This window comes from Deinococcus sp. LM3 (assembly GCF_002017875.1).
GTDB lineage: Bacteria > Deinococcota > Deinococci > Deinococcales > Deinococcaceae > Deinococcus.
Genome location: NZ_MUFV01000001.1, coordinates 1,969,105 through 1,987,916 on the forward strand (window position 1 = coordinate 1,969,105; position 18,812 = coordinate 1,987,916).

General features: G+C 72.1%; 19 protein-coding genes. 7 read left to right on the top strand and 12 right to left on the bottom strand.

Annotation, left to right across the window (positions count from 1 at the left end; all coding sequences use genetic code 11):
- Positions 1-31: 31 nt before the first annotated feature.
- A complete protein-coding gene (locus BXU09_RS09210; protein WP_144012047.1) occupies positions 32-1,381 on the bottom strand; it encodes a HAMP domain-containing sensor histidine kinase in 1,350 nt (449 codons plus the stop codon).
- Positions 1,381-1,935, bottom strand: coding sequence for a molybdopterin-dependent oxidoreductase (locus tag BXU09_RS09215; protein ID WP_230296410.1), 555 nt, complete (start codon positions 1,933-1,935; stop codon positions 1,381-1,383). Before BXU09_RS09215 ends, BXU09_RS09210 begins: the two co-directional genes overlap by 1 nt.
- Before the next feature lie 95 nt (positions 1,936-2,030).
- Here BXU09_RS09215 and BXU09_RS09220 point away from each other — a divergent pair, with 95 nt between their 5' ends.
- The 4 genes from BXU09_RS09220 to BXU09_RS09235 all read left to right on the top strand — a co-directional run bounded on the left by BXU09_RS09220 (position 2,031) and on the right by BXU09_RS09235 (position 5,227).
- Positions 2,031-2,993, top strand: a complete 963-nt coding sequence (locus tag BXU09_RS09220) for a sugar kinase (protein ID WP_078302021.1) — start codon at positions 2,031-2,033, stop codon at positions 2,991-2,993.
- Complete coding sequence (mltG, locus tag BXU09_RS09225) at positions 2,990-4,021, top strand: endolytic transglycosylase MltG (RefSeq protein ID WP_078302022.1); 1,032 nt, start codon at positions 2,990-2,992, stop codon at positions 4,019-4,021. The genes BXU09_RS09220 and mltG overlap by 4 nt, the downstream gene beginning before the upstream one ends.
- 107 nt (positions 4,022-4,128) lie before the next feature.
- Positions 4,129-4,326, top strand: coding sequence for a hypothetical protein (locus BXU09_RS09230; protein WP_078302024.1), 198 nt, complete (start codon positions 4,129-4,131; stop codon positions 4,324-4,326).
- Between the two features lie 154 nt (positions 4,327-4,480).
- Entirely contained in the window at positions 4,481-5,227 is a 747-nt protein-coding gene (locus BXU09_RS09235; RefSeq protein WP_078302025.1) for a DUF421 domain-containing protein, read from the top strand.
- Positions 5,228-5,269: 42 nt separating this feature from the next.
- On the opposite strand, the gene BXU09_RS09240 is transcribed toward BXU09_RS09235, so the two are convergent.
- The 9 genes from BXU09_RS09240 to ruvX form a co-directional block, all read right to left on the bottom strand.
- The gene (locus BXU09_RS09240) at positions 5,270-5,653 is read right to left on the bottom strand and encodes a 2Fe-2S iron-sulfur cluster-binding protein (protein ID WP_078304909.1); all 384 of its coding nucleotides are present in this window, start codon (positions 5,651-5,653) and stop codon (positions 5,270-5,272) included.
- A 26-nt stretch (positions 5,654-5,679) separates the two neighbouring features.
- On the bottom strand, positions 5,680-7,245 hold the full coding sequence (locus tag BXU09_RS09245) for a sensor domain-containing diguanylate cyclase (protein WP_144012049.1): 1,566 nt from the start codon (positions 7,243-7,245) through the stop codon (positions 5,680-5,682).
- A gap of 271 nt (positions 7,246-7,516) precedes the next feature.
- Positions 7,517-9,160 (bottom strand): adenine deaminase C-terminal domain-containing protein, encoded by a 1,644-nt coding sequence (locus BXU09_RS09250; protein WP_168174580.1) that lies wholly within the window; start codon positions 9,158-9,160, stop codon positions 7,517-7,519.
- A gap of 84 nt (positions 9,161-9,244) precedes the next feature.
- Positions 9,245-10,102 (bottom strand): hypothetical protein, encoded by an 858-nt coding sequence (locus tag BXU09_RS09255; RefSeq protein WP_078302029.1) that lies wholly within the window; start codon positions 10,100-10,102, stop codon positions 9,245-9,247.
- Positions 10,103-10,112: 10 nt separating this feature from the next.
- Entirely contained in the window at positions 10,113-10,610 is a 498-nt protein-coding gene (locus tag BXU09_RS09260; protein ID WP_240501139.1) for an NUDIX hydrolase, read from the bottom strand.
- The gene (locus tag BXU09_RS09265; RefSeq protein WP_078302032.1) at positions 10,607-11,692 is read right to left on the bottom strand and encodes a peptidase C39 family protein; all 1,086 of its coding nucleotides are present in this window, start codon (positions 11,690-11,692) and stop codon (positions 10,607-10,609) included. The genes BXU09_RS09260 and BXU09_RS09265 overlap by 4 nt, the downstream gene beginning before the upstream one ends.
- Positions 11,693-11,755: 63 nt before the next feature.
- A complete protein-coding gene (locus tag BXU09_RS09270; RefSeq protein WP_078302033.1) occupies positions 11,756-12,763 on the bottom strand; it encodes an esterase family protein in 1,008 nt (335 codons plus the stop codon).
- A 132-nt stretch (positions 12,764-12,895) separates the two neighbouring features.
- On the bottom strand, positions 12,896-14,599 hold the full coding sequence (locus tag BXU09_RS09275; protein WP_078302034.1) for a long-chain fatty acid--CoA ligase: 1,704 nt from the start codon (positions 14,597-14,599) through the stop codon (positions 12,896-12,898).
- Positions 14,600-14,760: 161 nt separating this feature from the next.
- Entirely contained in the window at positions 14,761-15,174 is a 414-nt protein-coding gene (gene ruvX, locus BXU09_RS09280) for a Holliday junction resolvase RuvX (RefSeq protein ID WP_229777681.1), read from the bottom strand.
- 70 nt (positions 15,175-15,244) lie between these two features.
- Between ruvX and BXU09_RS09285 the strand changes: the two genes are divergently transcribed.
- Entirely contained in the window at positions 15,245-16,033 is a 789-nt protein-coding gene (locus BXU09_RS09285; RefSeq protein WP_078302036.1) for an enoyl-CoA hydratase-related protein, read from the top strand.
- A gap of 119 nt (positions 16,034-16,152) precedes the next feature.
- Here the strand turns inward: BXU09_RS09285 and BXU09_RS09290 are convergent, their stop codons facing one another.
- Entirely contained in the window at positions 16,153-16,770 is a 618-nt protein-coding gene (locus BXU09_RS09290) for a hypothetical protein (protein ID WP_078302037.1), read from the bottom strand.
- 130 nt (positions 16,771-16,900) lie between these two features.
- On the opposite strand from BXU09_RS09290, the gene BXU09_RS09295 reads away from it, so the two are divergent.
- Positions 16,901-18,025 carry an XdhC/CoxI family protein gene (locus BXU09_RS09295; protein ID WP_078302039.1) on the top strand — a complete coding sequence of 375 codons (1,125 nt, stop codon included), beginning with the start codon at positions 16,901-16,903 and terminating at the stop codon, positions 18,023-18,025.
- 230 nt (positions 18,026-18,255) lie between these two features.
- Entirely contained in the window at positions 18,256-18,777 is a 522-nt protein-coding gene (rraA, locus tag BXU09_RS09300; RefSeq protein ID WP_078302040.1) for a ribonuclease E activity regulator RraA, read from the top strand.
- Positions 18,778-18,812: the final 35 nt, after the last annotated feature.

The following is an 18,812-nucleotide window of genomic DNA, read 5'->3' on the forward strand; positions in this document are numbered from 1 at the left end:
GGCCCTGACTGCGGTCCTGATCGCCGCCTAGTCACGCCGGGACCTGGGGTTCGTCTGGGACGGATTCGGGCGCGGCGGGGAAGGTCAGGCGCGCTTCCAGGCCCCCCCCATCCGGGGAGTGCAGGCTCAGGTGGGCGCCGTTGGCGGTGGCATACCGGCGGGCGATGGGCAGGCCCAGGCCGCGGCCCTCGCGGTGGGGGCTGCCGGGCTGGCGGAAGCCGACCTCGAACACGCGTTCGAGCAGGTCGCCGCTCAGGCCCGGTCCGTCGTCCAGGACGCGGATGACGGGGCCGCTGCCGGGCGCGGCGGGGTCCAGCGTGATCAGAATGGCGCCATCGGAGTACCGCTGGGCGTTCTCGATGAGGTTCTCCAGCACCTGTCGCAGGTGGTTGGGGTCGGCCTGCACGTGGACAGGCGTGGCGGGGCGGCGGGTGCGGACCCGGTCGGTTTCCAGGCGGGCGATCAGGGCGTTCAGGTCGGTGCGTTCCGGGCGGGGCTCGATGTTCACGTACATCAGTTCCAGGCGTTCCAGGTCGGTGCGGACGGCCAGCTGGGCGGCGTGGTCCTCGATCATGCGCAGGATCTTCTCGCGGGCGCGGAGGTTCTCGGTGCCGCGCAGGGCGTCGGTGGACAGCAGCAGGGCCTGCAGGGGGCGGCGCAGTTCGTGGGCGGCCATCCCGAGCGCCTGTCGGTGCTGCGCCTCACGGGCTTCCCGGTTTTCCTGTTCGCGGCGCGTGGCGTTCAGGGCGCGCAGGATCAGGCCGGTGCCGAACATGCCGCTCAGGAGCGCGGCGGACAGGACGGTGACCTGCATGAAGTACAGGCTGGTCTGCAGTTGCCGGCGCACGCCGTTCAGGTGGGTGTTCGCGGCGGCGTGCAGGTTCTCGGCGATGCGGATGGCCTGTTCGGTGTCGGCGGGTCGGCCGCTGAGGATCAGAGGTTCGATGTCCGTGAGGTCCACCCCGGCGTCCCGTTCCCGTTCGGACAGTTCGGCGAACAGGGGCTCGGCGGTGCCCGCGCTGGTCTGCTGCCGGGCGATCTGGATGTCCGACAGCACCCGGTCGCGCAGGGCATTCAGGGTGGCCGGGGGGGTGGCTGGGTTGGTGGCGGCCCGGTCGTACTGGTACACGCGGTTCAGGAACCCCTGGTAGTTGTAGCCGGTCCAGGTGGTTTCGGGGTTGCTCAGGATGCGGTAGGCGGGCAGGAACGCCACGCTGAGCAGCATGACCGAGATCAGGCTGGGCAGCAGTGCCAGCAGCAGGTCCTCGCGGCGCAGCAGCATACCCAGCACCCGCCATTCCGGGCTGGCGGGTTCGCAGGCCGGGGCGGGGCGGCGCTGGCCGGGCGGCTGACCGGGTCTGGACTGGTCGGGGGCGGTCATCAGCGGGGGGAGACGCCGGTCACGTACCACGCCCACTGGCTGCCGTAGTTGCGGACGGGAAAGCGGGTCGGGTCGGGCGGGAACACGGTCGTCAGCGGGCCTTTCTTGAGGGCCGGGATGGGCCGTCCGTCCGCCTGGTACGCCAGCATGACCGGATGCTGCTGGTAGTCGGCGGCGCGGATGACCGCGACGAAGCCGTCGTCGGCGGTCAGGCGGATGTCCTGCCCGTCGAACTGCCCGCGCCGCGCCAGGTCGCGCAGCGTCACGCCCTGGTACTCGAAGGTCTCCTTCAGCTGCGGGTGGGTGCTGGTGTAGCGCACGGCGGGCAGGGCGCGCAGTTGCCGCAGCGTCAGCCGCTGGGGGCGGCGGCCCCCCAGGGTCAGGACGACGGGTTCGCCGGGCGTGGCCGCCGGGAACGGGCGGGCGCCGTTGCCGTTCACGTACACGAAGCCGGTGGCCGGCGCGGGGGGGCCGGCCTGCGCCGGCAGGGCCGCGTTCAGCGTCACGGTCATCAGGACGAAACCGAGCGTGAGGCGGGGCTGTGGCGGGAACACGCCGGGTATGCTAGCGGTTCTGACCACCGCTCCTCAAGGGGCGGCCGGGTGGGGGGCGCGGCCGGCCGGGGGCAGACGCTATGCTTCCAGCTGGAATGACTGACCGTAACCCCCTCGTTTCGCTGGGTGACCTGACCTGGGACGTCCTGGCGAAACCCGACACCATGCTGCTTCCGGGCGGCGACAGCACCGGCCGCATCGAACTGTCCGGCGGGGGCAGCGCCGCGAACCTGGCCGTGTGGGCCAGCCGCGCCGGGTACCCCGCGCGCTTCATCGGCAAGATCGGGCAGGACCGCTTCGGTGAACTCGCCACCGCGGAACTGCGCGCCGAGGGGGTCGGCACGGACGTCATCCTGAGCGCCGAACACCCGACCGGCGTGATCCTGGGCCTGATCGACCGGCGCGGCCAGCGCGCCATGCTGACCGGGCAGGGCGCCGACTGGGAACTGCTGCCAGGGGAACTGCCGCTGGACACGCTGCGCGGCGCGGGCCACCTGCACCTGACTGCCTGGAGTCTGTTCCGCGACCCGCCGCGCGAGGCGGCCCTGCACGCGGCGCGCGTGGCGAAAGAGGCCGGCGCGACCCTCAGCCTGGACCCCGGCAGTTTCCAGATGATCCAGCAGATGGGCCGCGAAACCTTCCTGAGCGTCCTGGAGGACGTGCCGTTCGACGTGTTCTTCCCGAACGACGACGAGGCCCGCGCCATGAGCGGTCACGCCGACCGGCACGCCGCGATGGACTGGTTCCGCGCGCACTACCCGCAGGCTTTGATCGTCATGAAACTCGACGAGGACGGCGTGCTGATCGAGGGTCCCGCGCAGGCGCGCGTGGCCGTGGCCGCCACGCACGAACGCGCGGTGGACGCCACGGGCGCCGGGGACTCGTTCGGCGGGGCGTTCCTGGCCGGGTGGCTCACGCACGGGGACGCCGTGCGCGCCGCCGATCTGGCGGTGCAGGTGGGCGGCTGGGTCGTGTCGCGCTTCGGGGCGCGGCCCCCCGCTGACGACGACCTGCGCGGCCGGTTGATCCGGCACGGCGTGACCGGCGGTGAGGCGTGACCCGCCTGGGCGCGCGGCGCGGCCTGCCCGTCTGGGCGCGGGCGCTGCTGGCCCTGCTGCTGCTGGCGCTGCTGGCGGCGGGCGGCGCGGCGCTGTACCTGCGGTCGCTGCTGGGCCCGGCGGGCGGCGCGGCGTTCACGCTGGAGGTGAAACCCGGCGACACGCTGGGCGGCGTGGCCCGCACCCTGCAGGAACGCGGGGTCGTGCAGAACGCCGACGTGCTGCGGTTCGTCATGCGGCGTGACGGCACGGCCGGCAGCCTGAAAGAGGGCCTGTACGACCTGAACGGCCAGATGACGGTGCAGCAGGTCGCCGAGAAACTGGCCGGCCCGGCCCGCATTCCGACCGTGTCCGTCACCATTCCCGAGGGCCGGCGCGTCAAGGACCTGCCCGCTATCTTCCAGAAGGCCGGGTTCGACGGGGCCGCCATCCTGAAGGCCCTGAAGGACACCAGCCTCAGCCGGTACGCGGGCGGGCAGCCCGACCTGGAAGGGTTCGTGTTTCCCGCCACGTACGATTTCCGCCCGGCAGAGACGCCTGCCAGGATCGTGCAGACCATGCTGCGCCGCATGGAAACCGAGTTCACGCCCGCGAACGTGGCGGCCGCCAAAGCCCTGGGCCTGGGCGTGCGCGACTGGGTGATCCTGGCCAGCATGGTGCAGGCCGAGGCCGCCAACGACGCCGAGATGCCGGTCATCGCCGGGGTGTTCCTGAACCGCCTGCGCGACGACATCGCGCTGGGCAGCGACCCCACCGTCGCGTACGGACTGGGCAAGGACCTGCCGGAACTCGACCGCAGCGCCGGGGATTTCACGCGGGACACGCCGTACTCCACCTACACCCGTAAAGGCCTGCCGGCCGGGCCGATCAACAACCCCGGTCAGGCGGCCCTGCTGGCGGTCCTGAACCCCGAGCGCAAGCTGGCCGACGGCCGCGACGCCGTGTACTTCCTGCACGGCCTGGACGGCAAGATCTACGTGAACCACGACTACGCCGCGCACCTGCGCGACATTGCCCGGTACCGCTGATCCGGACTCCGAACGGTTGCACAATCCGTTCCGTCCGGCTCCGCGTGACCCGCTGGCTGAACCCTTCCTGAAGGCCCCGTCACCGTGGCGGGACCTACACTCCGGGCATGACCCATTCCACGCAGGCGGACTGGTTGCGGCGGCGCAACGCGCTGTGGCAGCGGCTGCGCGCCCTGCCCCCCACCCCCGGCACCCCTGAATTCGAGGCGACGGCCGCCGAACTCGCCGCCCTGACCGGCTGGGACCGCGCCCGTATCCTGGCGGGCCTGGGCCTGTCGGATTCCGACCGGCCCGGCGCCCCATGATACGGATTCCGTTTGTTTCGCTGACAATCCGGAACTTCACCGGATTGCCAGCTCCACGCCCGGAACCCGCTCGGCTCCTACTCTGCGGGGCAGCTCTACGAGTCGCATCCGCTCGGATTGAACGGGCTTTGCAGCCCATTCAATCGGAGTCCGTATGAGCGCCGAGATCGTCCCCTTCGACTGGGCGCGGATGCTGCTGGGCGACGCACCCCCGCTGTTCCTGCTCGAGATCGTGTTCCGCACCGCCGTGATCTTCCTGTGGCTGGTGTTCCTGCTGCGCGTGACCGGCAAGCGCGGACTGGCGCAACTCAGCCCGCTGGAACTCGCCATCGTGATCGGGCTGGGCTCGGCGGCCGGCGATCCCATGTTCTACCCGGAAGTGCCGCTGCTGCACGCCATGCTGGTCCTGGCCATCGTGGTGGGGTTGCAGCGCCTGCTGTCTCACCTCGTGATCCGCAGCGAGCACGTCGAGACGTTCATCGAGGGCCTGCCGGTCGAACTCGTCCGGGACGGCGTGCTGCGCGGCGAGGCGTTGCAGCGCGCCAACCTGAGCCGCGAGGACCTGTTCGAACGCCTGCGCGCCCAGGGCGTACGCCAACTCGGCGAGGTGCAGCGCGCCTACTTCGAGCAGGACGGCAGCCTGAGCGTCTTCACGCACCCGCACGACCCGCCGCCGGGCCTGCCGGTCGTGCCGCCCTGGGACCTGGAACCGCCGCGCGCCCTGCTGCCCGGCGACCCGTACTGGGGACCGCTGGCCTGCCTGGGCTGCGGTGAGCTGCGCGGCGTAGAGGCGGGCGGCCAGCAGGACGCCGGGCAACTGACCAGCACCGACCAGCCGGTCTGCACCTGCGGCGGCGACCGCTGGACGCCCGCCACCACCGACCCGCTGACCAGGGACTGATCGGGCGACCGGCCGGGCGGCTTCACGGGCCAGCGGGCCGGGTCAGCCCTCGGTGGACGCGCCGGGCCGGGTGGTCCAGACCGGTTCGGGTTCGATCTGCTCGGCGGGGGCCTTGCCGCGTTCCAGGCCGCTGCTCGCCTCGGTCTGCAGCGGCGTGACGCTCATGCCCGGCGCGCACTCGATCTGGCAGGACAGGCGCGCCTGACCCAGCAGGCCCTTCTCGCTCAGTTTGTCGAACTCGGCGGCCGTCATGGCGTCCGGTTCCCCTTCCTGAAAGGTCACGCGGCAGGTCGTGCAGCGCGCCACGCCGCCGCAGCGGTGCAGGATGTCCACCCCGCCGCGCTCCAGCGCCCGCACCAGCCGCTCGCCGCTGCTCGTCTCGATCTCCCCGAATCCTGCCACCTGCACCGTGAACGTCTGCGTCATGCCCTCCAGCATCGCACAGCGCCCGCTCAGCGGAACAGGGTGGGCATGGTGACCTCGCCTTCCACCCACACGCGCCCCTTGCCGCGCCGTTTGCCCCGGATCAGGGCCGTGTCGGCCCGCGCCAGCCACTGGGCGCTGCTCAGGGAACCCTCGTCCGGGTCCAGGAACGCCAGTCCGGCGGTAGAGGCCAGCGCGTGCGCCACGCCGTCCACGACCACCGGGCGGCGTGCGACGGCTTCCAGTACGCCCTCGACACGCAGGCGGACCTCCTCGCGGGACGTGGCCTGCACCAGCAGCGCGAACTCGTCGCCGCCCAGGCGGCCCAGCGTGTCGCCGGCCCGCAGCGCCGCGAGCATCCGCGCGCCCACGGCGTGCAGCACCTCGTCGCCCGCGTGATGCCCGAAGGTGTCGTTCACCGCCTTGAAGCCGTCCAGGTCGAAGACCGCCAGTCCCAGCGACTCGGCTCCCGGTGCGCGCAGCGACTCCTCGAGTTGCGCCACGAAACTCGCGCGGTTGGGCAGGCCCGTCAGGTAATCGGTGGTCGCCTGCCGCTGCAACTCGACCAGCGGGCGCGTGGCGCGCAGCACGACCGGCCACGCCAGCAGACTGCCGACCAGACTGACCAGCAGCACGAAGGTCAGCGGACGCCGGTTGCCCCCCAGGCCCGACGTGAAATCCGTGGTGGGCGCGTACACGCCGATCATCCAGGTCACGCCGGGCTGCACCTCGACCGGGCGGATCACGGCGGCGAACTGCTGCCCGCTCACGTCATACCAGTGCGTGCCGGGCTGAAGACTGGAGGGCCGTTCCCGGTCCAGCAGCGCCCGCAGCGCCGGGTCCGCCACGTCACGCAGCAGCGGGATGCTGCCCGCGCTGGCCTCGCCGGGCCACGCACGCGAGGTGGCGATGGCGTGCCCACGCTCGTCCGTGACGAACGCCCGCCCGTTCGAGCTGATCTGCACGCCCTGCAGGAACTGCGCGAGTTGCCGCAGCTGCACGTCCGCGCCGATCACGACCTCGCCGCCCGGTGTGGACAGGGCCGAGGCGACCGTCACGCCCGGCTGACCGGACGACGCGAACACGTAAGGGTCAGTCCACACGACCCGTCCGGCGGCGGCCCGCGCCTGCCGGTACCAGGGACGCTCGCGCGGGTCGTACGGGTCCGCCAGCGCCGACTGGCCGGTCAGGACGCCCCGCGCGTCGTAGGTGCTGGTCAGCACGCGCCGCTCCGGGCGGACCTCGATGACGCGGGAGAAGCGCCCCAGGCTGTCCGGCCCGTCGCGGCGCAGGAACACGAAGCGGCCGTCGCTGTGTCCGACCAGCACGCCGTTCAGTTGCGGCACGCTGGCCAGCAGTGCCTGAAAGTTCATGAGTTGCCCGGCCGGGTCGTCGGCACTGAGCAGCCCGCTGGCCATGTTCGCGCGGTTGATCTGCACGATCTGCGACGCGAACTGAAGGTACCCGGCGACGTTCTCGGACGCGACCCGCGCCAGTTGTTCCAGTGAACCCTGCGCCTGGGTCTTCACGGTCCGTTCCGAGCCCTGCCGGTCACTCCAGAGGGCCACCAGCAGTGTCAATGTCTGAGTGGCCACCAGCGCGGCCAGCAACCAGCCCCGGGACCGTGAAAAGGCCCGGAGCGCCTGCGTGGGCGTCAGTGACTTGGATACGACCGGCCTGGGACGAACCTGAGAAATACGAACAACCTCACGGCAGTCTAGGGCCTGCCCCCCCGCCGGGTATCCCCAGCCGGGGGTAACTGGGCGCAGGGTCACTGCATACAGGGTCGCTGGGCCAGGGGGAAACGAAGGTAAGGAACCGTGGGTTCAGGCCGGGTCGGCGTCAGGTGGATCAGGGCAGGCCAGTTCAGGGCAGGTAGGCCCAGGCGTTCACGTCCAGCAGGCCGCGCGGCGTGAGTTTCAGGGCCGGAATCACGGTCAGGCCCAGGAAACTCAGGGTGGTCACCGGGTACGGCAGGCGGCAGCCCAGCGCCCGGCACGCCGCCGTGACCTCACCCAGGCGCGCGGCCGCCTCTGCGGGGGGCAGGTCGGTCATCAGGCCCGCGAACGGCAGTGGCAGACTGGCCCGCACCTCGCCGCCCGACACGACCACCACGCCGCCACCCATGGCCTCCAGTGCCCGCCCGGCGGCGCGCACGTCCGCGTCGGTGCCGCCCAGGAACGCCGCGTGGTGCGCGTCGTGCAGCACGCTGATGCCCAGCGTCCCCCCGTCCCCCATGCCCGTGCCGGAGGTCAGGCACGCCGACCACTCGCCCCGACCGTAGCGGTCCGCGACGACCAGCCGCGCGTCCCCGCTGCCCGGCTCGCCCACCCCGGTCGTGATCTGCGACGCGCTGACCTGCATGACCGGCCAGTGCGCCGGCACCCCGAACGTCGCGGCGTCCCACCCGGCCCCCAGGTTCACGCCTCCACCCGGCAGCGGCGGCGTGACCGTCCCGGCGCGCGCCTCCTGCCCGCCCACGAAGGTCTCCAGCACCCCGAAGTCCGACAGGTCCCGCAGCAGCACGAAATCCGCGTGGTACCCCGGCGCGACCAGCCCGGAGTCGTGCAGGCCCCAGTACTCGGCCGGGTTGCAGGTCACCAGCGCCACCGCGTCGGCCGGGTGCAGGCCACCCGCCACGCAGGTGCGCAGCAGGCGGTCCAGGTGCCCCAGTTCCAGCAGTTCGTCCACGCTCACGTCGTCACTGACCAGCATGGCCCGCCGGGGCCGTTCCAGCAGCACCGGCAGCAGCGCCTCCAGGTTCCGCGCGGCCGAGCCCTCCCGCACCATCAGCCACAGGCCCGCCCGCAGGCGCTCGCGGGCCTCGTCGGGCGTGGTCGCCTCGTGATCCGAGTGCAGGCCCGCCGCCGCGTACCCCATCAGGTCCCGGCCCCGCACGCCCGACGCGTGCCCGTCCAGCCGCAGGCCCGAGCCACGCCCGGCCTCCAGCACGTCCCACACGTCCCCGCTGCCGCCCAGCACGCCGGGGTAGTTCATCATCTCGGCCAGACCCAGCACGCCCGGCAGGCGCAACATGTCTGCCACGCCCGCCGCGTCGACCACCGCGCCACCCGACTCGAACGGACTGGCCGGCACGCACGACGGCGCCGACGCCCACACCCGCAGCCCCGACGAACGGCCCGCCGCGAGCATCCACTCCAGGCCCGCCGCGCCCAGCACGTTCACCAGTTCGTGCGGTTCGGCCACCACGCCCGTCGTGCCGCGCCCCAGCACCGCGCCCGCAAAGCCCGCCGGGGTCAGCAGGCTCGACTCGATATGCACGTGCCCGTCAATGAAGCCCGGCGCGAGAAACGCCCCGCGCGCCTCAATGACCCGCGCCGCCTGAAAGCCGGAGCCTAGCGCCGCGATCCGCCCGTCCGCGACGAGCACGTCCGCCGCGAACACCTCGCGCGTGGCGGGCTGCACCACCTGCGCGCCCCGCACCAGCAGGTCGCCGGGTTCCTCACCGCGCGCCACCCGCACCAGACGGCGGCGATCCACTCCACGCATTCCTTCAGACACACCCGCAGACACACCAGACATGACGCAGTGTAGGGGAGAAGGCCGCCCGCGCACCCCGCCTGCCCAGACCCGTCACTCCCGGCCCGGCGGCACGTTCAGGGGCGGCCCCTTGAACGACCGCAGCAGCGCCCCGCGTTCCTCCAGCGCCTGCCGGAACAACGCCTGCTGGTACGCCCGCGCGTCGTTCACGGCCTTGCCGGGCTTGCGCGCCTGCCCCGGCACCTGACCCGGCACCGGCTGGGGCGAATGTTTCGGCGTGGGCGCCAGCCCCCCGAACCGCCGCGCGCGGAACATGCCCGGATGCTCCTCGAACACCGCTGTCACCCCGTCCGGCAGCCCCGCCAGATGCGCGGCGAACACCTGCTCCTGCGCCAGTTCCGCGTGCGCCGCGCCCGGCCCCAGTTCCGTCAGCAGGCGGTCGATCAGCGCGAACACCAGCGCCGCGTACGCCTCCACCTCGGCCCGCGACGGCAGCGCCCCCCGGTGAATCACGCGGTTCCGGAAGTCCGTGCCCAGGCCCCGCGCCGTCAGGAAATCCGGCTCGCGACCCTCGCGCAGCAAGTACGCCAGCGCGAACATCCCCAGCTGCCTCTCGGACTGACTGGACACATGCCGCCACGTCCCCTCCAGTCCCGACAGCGCCGCCCCGAACTCCTGCTCGGCGTTCGCGGCGCGCTCCAGCGTGAACGCCCACACGTAGAACTCGAAAAACCGCTCCAGCGCCGCCGCGAAACTCGCCACCGCCTCACGCGCGTACCCGTCCATCAGCGCCCGCGTGCCCAGGTCGAACAGCACCTCGAAGCGCTGCTTGCGCAGGAACACGCAGTACCGCGCCCCGCAGTGCGCGCACGTCAGGTCATGCACGGAACTGTCCGTGAACTCCGCGCGGTTCTCACGGGCGCACGCCGGGCAGACGGTCGGGAACTCCATACCCGCGAGTCTACCCGCGTGGCTCTGGTGGCAGGGGAACGGGCATCACGCCCCGCTCCACGACCCGTATCATCCCCGTCCGTCCGGCGCGCAGGTCTTCCAGCGCCGCCGCGACATCGGGCACCAGCGGCTGAGGCAGGGCCGCCGGGTCGCACCAGCGCAGCTCCGCGATCTCATCCGGGTGGAGGATGGTCGCGGCCTGCTGGCCGCCCACGATCCGCGCGCTGAACACGTGCGCCAGCACGTCCGGCCAGCCTCCGCCGCGCAGTTCGTACAGCCCGATCACGCCCGTCAGCTCGACCGCGATCCCGGCCTCCTCGGCCGCCTCGCGCACCGCTGCCTGCGGCGCGGTCTCGCCGGGGTCCACCACGCCGCCCGGCACTCCCCAGAACCGGGCACCGTAGTTCTGCCGCACCAGCAGCACCTGTCCAGCCCCGTTCAGGATGACGCAGGCTGCGCACTGCCGGGGCGTCTGTGCCGCGCCGGTCATCGGTGCAGGCAGAGTCACGGCAGGCGCGTGCCGGGGGGCGCGATCACGTAGCTCAGGCCGCCGCTGTGGGTGAGCCAGAGTTTCTCGAAGGCCGCGCGGGGGTACGTGCGCCGCACACCCGCGTCGGTGGGCGCCGCCGGGTCGTTCAGGACCGGGTTGCCCTGCGCGTCGAAACCGGTCAGGACCATCAGGTGCCCGCTGCTGGTGGGCAGCGCCGCGCCCGGCAGTTCCCCGGCCTTCCAGCCGAGACTGACCGCCAGCGGAATTCCGGCCGCCGTGAACCGCTCGGCCTGCGCCAGACTGGGCAGGCGCGTGATGAAGGCCCGCATGCCCTGCGTGGCGGCGTACGCGGCATTGAACGGCCAGTTGCCGGTGCCGTCGTACACGCGGTCGAAGGTGCCGCGCGCGGCGTCGGGTACGGTCACGTTGCGGCCCCAGTGGGCCAGGATCATGCTGACGCTCGTGGGGCTGCACCAGACCGGGCCGCCGTCCGGGTAGATCATCTGTGAGCGCATGGGCACGCGCACCTCGCGGCCCCACGCGGCGCGGTCGCCGGGGGTGCCCAGGCCCGCCGCGCGCCGCGCCCGGTCCGAGGCATTGAAGGCCAGCAGGGTCACGCGGGTGCCCGCGCCGCGCAGGGTCACGCGGTACTGGAAGGCCGCCGCCTTCGCGTTCAGGCGCAGCGTGTCGGTCAGCACCTGCCCGGCGGCGTCCTTCTGCCCGTCCAGGCTGGCCCGGCTGGGGCCGCTGCTCCAGCTGCCGAAACTGAACCACCGGGACCACTTCCCGCCCGTCAGTTCCGTCCGGACCTCCACGCTCACGCTGCCGCCCGCCGGGGTCACGGCGTTCCAGGACGGCACCAGTTCATCGAAGGCCGCCGCCCTGAGCGTGCCGGAGGTCAGCGTGCCGCTCGCCGCGCCCGCGTTCAGACTCAGGCCGCCCGCGCCCACGGTCACGCCGCTGGCCTGCGCGCCCGCCCAGTCGCCGGGTTGCTCATGAAGGATGGTCGTGCTGTTCGGGTAGGTCATCGTGACGGCTCCGGCGCCGCCCGCACCCGAGAGGCCCAGGACAGCTGAAAGGACGAGCAGAGGAAGTCGCATGTGTGCCCCGAACTATGCCGCGCCGCGCCGCCGGGGGGATGAGGAGACTTGGCCCGCGCGCCCTTACGCGCCGCCCTGCAGGTACAGGAACGCCTCGGGCAGTGCCTCACGCCACGTGACCCAGTTGTGCCCGCTGGGGTACTCGCGGTACTGGTGATCCAGGCCCAGGTCGGCGAACAGGCCCGCCATGCGGCGGTTCGGGCCGGTCAGCCATTCCAGCGTGCCGGTGTCCAGGCTGGTCGTCAGGTGCGTGGGCGGGTTGTCGCGTAGCTGCTCCAGCAGCCACTCGCCGGCGGTGGTGGTATCGATCACGCCGTCGCGGGTCGCGCCGGGCCGCGCGATGAACGCCCCGCTGTGCGCCGCCACCCGGCTGAACAGCTCCGGGTGCCGCGCGCCCAGGAACAGGCTGATCAGCCCGCCCAGACTGGCGCCCCACAGGCCCCGCACGGACGCCTGTACCAGCGGCCCCTCCACGCGCGGCATCACCTCGGTGGTCAGGAAGTCCAGGTAGCGGGGGTTCAGGTAGTACTCCTCGTTCCGGTTGCCCGGTTCCACGAACACCAGGGCCGCGCCGTCCGTCAGCCCGGCCTGCACCGCGCGGTCCATCACGTCCCCCAGTTTCCCCGTGCGGTAGAACGCCACGCCGTCCTGCACGTAGTACACCGGCAGCGGCCCGCCCGCGTACCCGTGCGGCGTGTACACGATCGCCCGGCGCGTTCCCGGAAACACCGTGCCCTCCCAGGTCAGGCGGTGCGCCGTCCCCTTCAGGGTCGCGTCCGGCGCCTGCCACAACGGGTGCCGGGCGTACTCGCCCACCACTGCCGCGCGCGGGTAAGGCCACCACGGATTCAGGGACTTCTGCGCGTTGTCCGGGTCCGCGAACGCCTCACCGGCCGCGTCCACCCACGCGTACTCCACCCACGCCCCACGCGGCAGGCGCAACCGCACCGGCGCGCCATCCACCACCGGCAGCGGCGCGCGCTTGCGCCAGTCCGTCATGTCCCCGATCAGGCCCACGGCACCCGCCGGAGGCGAGAACGTCACCCACTGCCCATCCACCGAAACAGCCATGCCCGCAAGTGTAAGGGAGTGGTGCGCGGGACGCAGGGCGCGGGGCCCAGTCAGGGAAACGGGTCAGGGAAACGGGAGGCGGGAAGCGGTCAGTCCTTCACCGCTTCCCGCCTCCCGCTTTCCCGCTTACGCTTACTCGCTGCGGTCGGGGTTGGCGGGCGGCACGAGGCCGGGGTTGCTGCTGTAGCCGCGGTACTGGTCGCGCAGTTCGCGTTTCAGGATCTTGCCGGTCGCGCCGATGGGCAGCGTATCGGTGATGACGGTCGCGTCGGGCAGCCACCACTTGGCGAATTTGGGCGCGATGAATTCGGTCAGGGCGTCGTGCGTGACGCTCTGGCCGGGGCGGGGCACGACGATGGCCAGGGGGCGCTCGTCCCACTTGGGGTCGTCCATGGCGATCACGGCGCACATGGCGACCGCCGGGTGGGCCATGATGGCGTTTTCCAGGTCGACGCTGCCGATCCACTCGCCGCCGCTCTTGATCAGGTCCTTGGCGCGGTCCTGGATGTGCATGTAGCCGCGTTCGTCCAGGGTGGCGATGTCGCCCGTGTCGAACCAGAGTTGACCGTCTAGGTCGAAGAAGTTGCTCTGGCCCTCGCCCTTGAAGTAGCTGTTCGCCACCCAGGGGCCGCGCGTGATCAGGCGGCCCATGGTCTTCCCGTCGTGCGGGAGGCGCTGGCCGTCGTCGCTGAGGATTTCCAGTTCGATCAGCGGGACGGTGCGGCCCTGCTTGGCGCGCAGGGCGAAGCCCTCGTCGCTGGTGGGGTCCACGCCGGCCGGGACGGCGCTGGCGGTGCCCAGCGGGTGCGTTTCGGTCATGCCCCAGGCCTGCAGCAGGCTCAGGCCGTGGCGGTCCGAGAAGGCGCGGATCATGCTCTCGGGCGCGGCGCTGCCGCCCACGATCAGGCGTTCCACGAGGCTCAGGTCGTAGGGTTGCCCGTCGGCGGCGGCGCGGTCCAGTTCGCCCAGCAGGCCCATCCAGATGGTGGGCACGCCCGCCGTGATGGTCACCTGCTCGTCACGCAGGAGGCTGGCGACGCTGCGGCCGTCCGCGAACACCCCGGCGTACACCTGCTTGGCACCGTACATGGCGCAGGTGTACGGCAGTCCCCAGGCGTTCACGTGGAACATGGGCACGATGGGCAGCACGCTGTCGGCCTCACCGACGTTCAGGGCGTCCTTGGGCGCGCTGACCATCGAGTGCAGCAGTGTGGAGCGGTGCGTGTACACCACGCCCTTGGGGTTGCCGGTGGTGCCGCTGGTGTAGCACATGGCGGCCGCGTCGGTCTCCTGGATCTGCGGGTAGCGGGCCAGCGGGGCGCTGTCCTGCACGAACGTGTCGTAGTCGGCCACGCCGGGCAGCGGGATGGGCTGCGGCGTGGGCCCCAGCACGAAGATGTGTTCCAGTTTCGGGCAGGCGGCCTTCAGGGCGGGGATCATCGCGGCGAACACGTTCTCGATCAGCAGCACGCGGTCCTCGGCGTGGTTCAGGATCCAGGCGATCTGCTCGGGGTGCAGGCGGATGTTCACGGTGTGCAGCACCAGCCCGGCGCTGGGCACGCCCAGGTACGCCTCCAGGTGCCGGAACGAGTTCACGGCCAGCGTCGCCACCCGGTCGCCCGGTTGCAGGCCCAGGCCCAGCAGCCCGGCCGCGAGGCGCAGCGCGCGGTCCGCGACCTGCCCGTAGGTGGTGCGGTGCTTGTGGGCCACCGGGTTGCCCTGCTCGTCACGTCCGGCGACCAGCAGGCTGACGACCTCGCGGGCAGCGTACTGGGTGCGGATGCGTTCGAGAATGGTCGGTACGGTCAGTTGAACGTCCATCATGTTGCCCTGCATTGAAACCTCCGCGGGTGCGCTGCCATGTGGGCCACGGGCGGCCCGGCAGGTGCACCTGATCCTTTGAATGCCGCGATTATACGGGCGTGGGCGCGTTGTTCTGTACCGGGGTCAGATTCGGGGCGTTTCTGCGTGAGGCACACCCCGCCCCCGGCCCGCGTTCAGGAGCGCCCCAGCAGGTACAGTTCCAGGATCTGCACGGCGGCCGCCTCGTCCTCGTCGGCGGCGCCCAGGTCGCGGGCGCGGCGGGTCGTGAACCGCTCGTCCTGGTAGGCGATCACGTAGCCCTTCTCGGTCAGGATCTTCCCGAAGGCCCGGACGCGGTCGGCGGCCGGGCTGTGCGCGCCATCGGTGCGCAGCGGCAACCCCAGCAGCAGCAGGGTCGCGCCGGTCTCTGCGACCTTCAGGCGCACGGCCTTCAGGTCCAGCGGCAGCCGCTTGCGGTCCACGCTGCCCCGCCCGAACGCCAGCGTGCCCGCATTCACCGCGAAGCCGATGCGGTTCTTGCTGACATCCAGCGCCAGGATCACGGGCCGCCCGGCTGCATTCGGGGTGCCGGTCTGGTCGGCGTTCAGGGACTCTGGGTGGGGGTCGCTCACGCGGGCGAGTGTACCGCGCGCCCCGGCAGGCGGTACCCTGACGGGCATGACCCAAACGAGCGTTATTGCCGCGCACACCAGCGCAGGCGTGCGGACCCTGACCCTCAACCGCCCGGACCGCCTGAACGCCGCCAACGACGAGCTGCTGCTCGCCCTGACCGCCGAACTGCGCGACGCCGACGCCGACAGCGCCGTGCGCGTGGTCGTGATCACCGGGGCCGGGCGCGGCTTCTGCGCCGGGCAGGACCTCGGGGACGTGTCCGGGCGCGGCATGACCTTCACCGAGCACCTGAACGCCACGTACAACCCCCTGATCCGCACCATCCGTGGCCTGGGCAAACCCGTGATCACCGCCGTGAACGGCGTGGCCGCCGGGGCCGGCGCGAGCCTCGCCCTCAGCGGCGACATCCGCCTGTGGGCGCAGTCTGCCAGCCTGATTGAGGTGTTCAGCAACATCGCCCTCGTCCCGGACTCCGGCAGCACGTGGTTCCTGCCGCGCCTCGTGGGCTACCACCGCGCCTTCGAGATGATGGCCCTCGCCGAGCGCGTCCGGGCCGACGACGCCCTGCGCCTGGGCCTGTGCGAGCAGGTCTTCCCGGACGACACCTTCGAGCAGACCGTGCAGGCCTACGCCGAACGACTCGCCGCGCGCCCCGCCAACGCCCTGAAACTCACCAAGCAGGCCCTGAACGCCGCCATGACCGGCACCCTCGACGAGGCGCTGGATCAGGAAGCCGTCCTGCAACAGCTCGCCGGCGACCACTGGGAACACGAGGAAGGCGTGAGCGCCTTCAAGGAAAAACGCCCCGCACAGTTCGTACGGGACGTGAAGTAACTGGGGCTGTAGGCAGGCAAGGCAGAGGCGGGTGGCCTTGACCTGGGCCGGTTCGGCGCGCAGACGCTGTTGACCATCAGCCATCAGCCATCAGCCATCAGCCATCAGCCATCAGCCGTTCACTTGTCCAGCGGGTCGGGGTTGCGGCTGGCGGCCTTGCCTTCCTCGATGGTGTTCTGGTGGCGGGCCATGTCGTCGCGGGCGGCCTCGTTGCCCATGCTGGCGGTCTGGTCGCCCAGCGGGAGTTTCTCGTCGCTGTGCTGCACGGTCGGGTCGGGCGTGGTGGGGATGGGGGTGTCGGTGTCTTTCGTCATGCGGACCTCCGGGGTCGGGTGCGGAGTGGGGTGCTGGGTCGGGTGGGGAACGGCGGCGGGAACGGTCGGTTCGGTTCGGGGGGCGTGTGCGCTTGCAGGCGCGGCCGCGCTGACCAGGCCGGTGTCGGTGGCCGGGCCGCTGGTGGGCATGTCCGGCTCGGCGTCCGCGCCGAGTTCGGTGATCAGGCGTTCGCGGGCGCGGATTTCTTCCTCGACGCGGCGGATGTCCTCACGCACGCCGTTCAGGACCTCGACCTCGGCCCCGGCGTGGTATGAGCGGCCCAGGCGGGCGTACAGGCCGTCCAGTTCCCGTGAGAGCTGAAAGACTTCCATGCGCAGGCGCGTGGCGTGCGCGACTTCCTCGCCGCGCCGCTGTACCCGCTCGGCCCCTCGTTTGACGGTATTCAGGATGTTGTCCAGCATGACCCCAGTGTGCCGCACGCGCGGGTGCGGGCGCGTGAGGGGCCGCCCAGGAAACCTTGGGGCAAGGGCGCCGGGGGCCAGGGGAGGGGGCCACCTTGCGCCAACCCTGGCGGCGCTACAGTGGGCGGCAATGAATGCTGCTGAGACCCGCGCCCTGCTGGGCGCCCTGCGTGACGCCCTTGGCCGGGGGCAACAGGCGGCCATCGCGACCGTGGTCGGCGTGCACGGCAGCGCGTACCGCCGCGAGGGCACCCGCATGCTGATCCTGGATGACGGCGCGCAGGTGTGCATGCTCTCCGGCGGCTGCCTGGAAGCCGAGGTGGTCGAGGTGGCGCTGGAGGTCATCCGCACGGGCGTGCCGACCGTCACGCACTACGACCTGTCCGAGGACGCCACCTGGGGCCTGGGCATCGGCTGCGGCGGCAGCGTGGACGTGCGCGTCGAACGCGTGGACGCCCATGATCCGGTCACGGCCGCGTGGCTCTCGGCGCTGGAGGCGGGGCGGGCGGCCGCGCTGATCGTGCCCCTGCGCGGCGAGGGGCGGGTGCTGGTCACGCCCGGCGGAGAGGTGTTGGGCACCCTGTCCGGCGACCTGCACGCCCCGGCGGTCGCGGCGGCGCTGGAACGCCTGGGCAGCCGCGAACCGCGCGCCGCGACCCTGACCCTGCCGGGGGGGGACGGCGCGGAGGGCACGCCGGTCTTCATCGACCTGAGCAGCCCGCCGCCGCAACTGGTGCTGTACGGCGCCGGGCACGACGCCATGCCGCTCGCGGCGCAGGCGCACGCGCTGGGCTACGACGTGCACGTGATCGACCCGCGCGGCGCGTACCTGACGCCCGGCCGCTTTCCCGGCGCGACCCTGCACGACCTGAGCCCCGAGGACCTGGGGGCGTTCACGCCCTCGCCGCGCGCGCACCTGATTGTCATGAACCACCACGTGGACCGGGACCGGGTCTGCCTGCGGCACGCGCTGGAATCCGGCGCGGAGTACGTCGGGGTGCTCGGCCCGCGCAGCCGTGCCCTGGACCTGCTCGCCACGCTGGCGGGCGAGGGCGTGACGTTCACGGACGCGCAACTCGCGCGCCTGCGTTCTCCCATCGGCCTGCGCCTGGGGGCCGAGGCGCCCGAGGAGGTCGCGCTGAGCATCCTGGCGGAACTGATGGCGTGGCGGCGCGGGTACGACGGATCGTTCCTGAGCGGGCACGCGGGCCGCATCCACCACGCGCCCACCCACCCGGCCGCGCCCTCCACCTGATACGGACTCCGATTGAAGGGGCTGCAAAGGCCCTTCAATCCGAGCGGATGCGAGTAGGAGCAAAACGGGTTCCGGGCGTGGAGTTGGCAACCCGGTGCCCTTCCGGGTTGTCAACGAAACAGACGGAATCCGTATGAACCCACCGGCGGGCGGGGCGTTCCCGCGCGGGTTGCAGGGTCGTTCCCGGCCCGGTACCGGCCCCGCGCGCCGGGCGACTGCTTGACTGGAGCATGACCCACGACCTGCCGGAACAGATCCTGCCGCTGACCGACCTGCCCACCACCGACCTGAGCGACCTGTACCCGGACGCCCCGGTGTTCGCGCCGGTCTTTCAGGAGTTCGGGGGTCGCCCGCGTTTCACGGGGCGGGCCGTCACGCTGCGCGTTCACGAGAACAACCCGCTGGTGCGAGAGCTGCTGGGCACGCCGGGCGAGGGCCGCGTGCTGGTCGTGGACGGCGGCGGCAGCCTGAACTGCGCGCTGCTGGGCGGGCAACTGGGCGAACTGGCCGAGCAGGGGGGCTGGGCGGGCGTGATCGTGAACGGCTGCGTGCGTGACACGGCCGAACTGCGCGGCCTGAACGTCGGGATCCGCGCGCTGGCCGCGCACCCGCGCCGCAGCGGCAAGGCGGCGACCGGCGAGCAGGACGTGCCCGTGACCTTCGCGGGCGTGACCGTGCGGCCCGGTGACCTGATCAGCGCCGACGAGGACGGCATCCTGATCCTGCCGCCCCACGCGCACGATCCGACCTGAGCCCCGGCACGCACGCCGGCACAGGCGCTACTCTG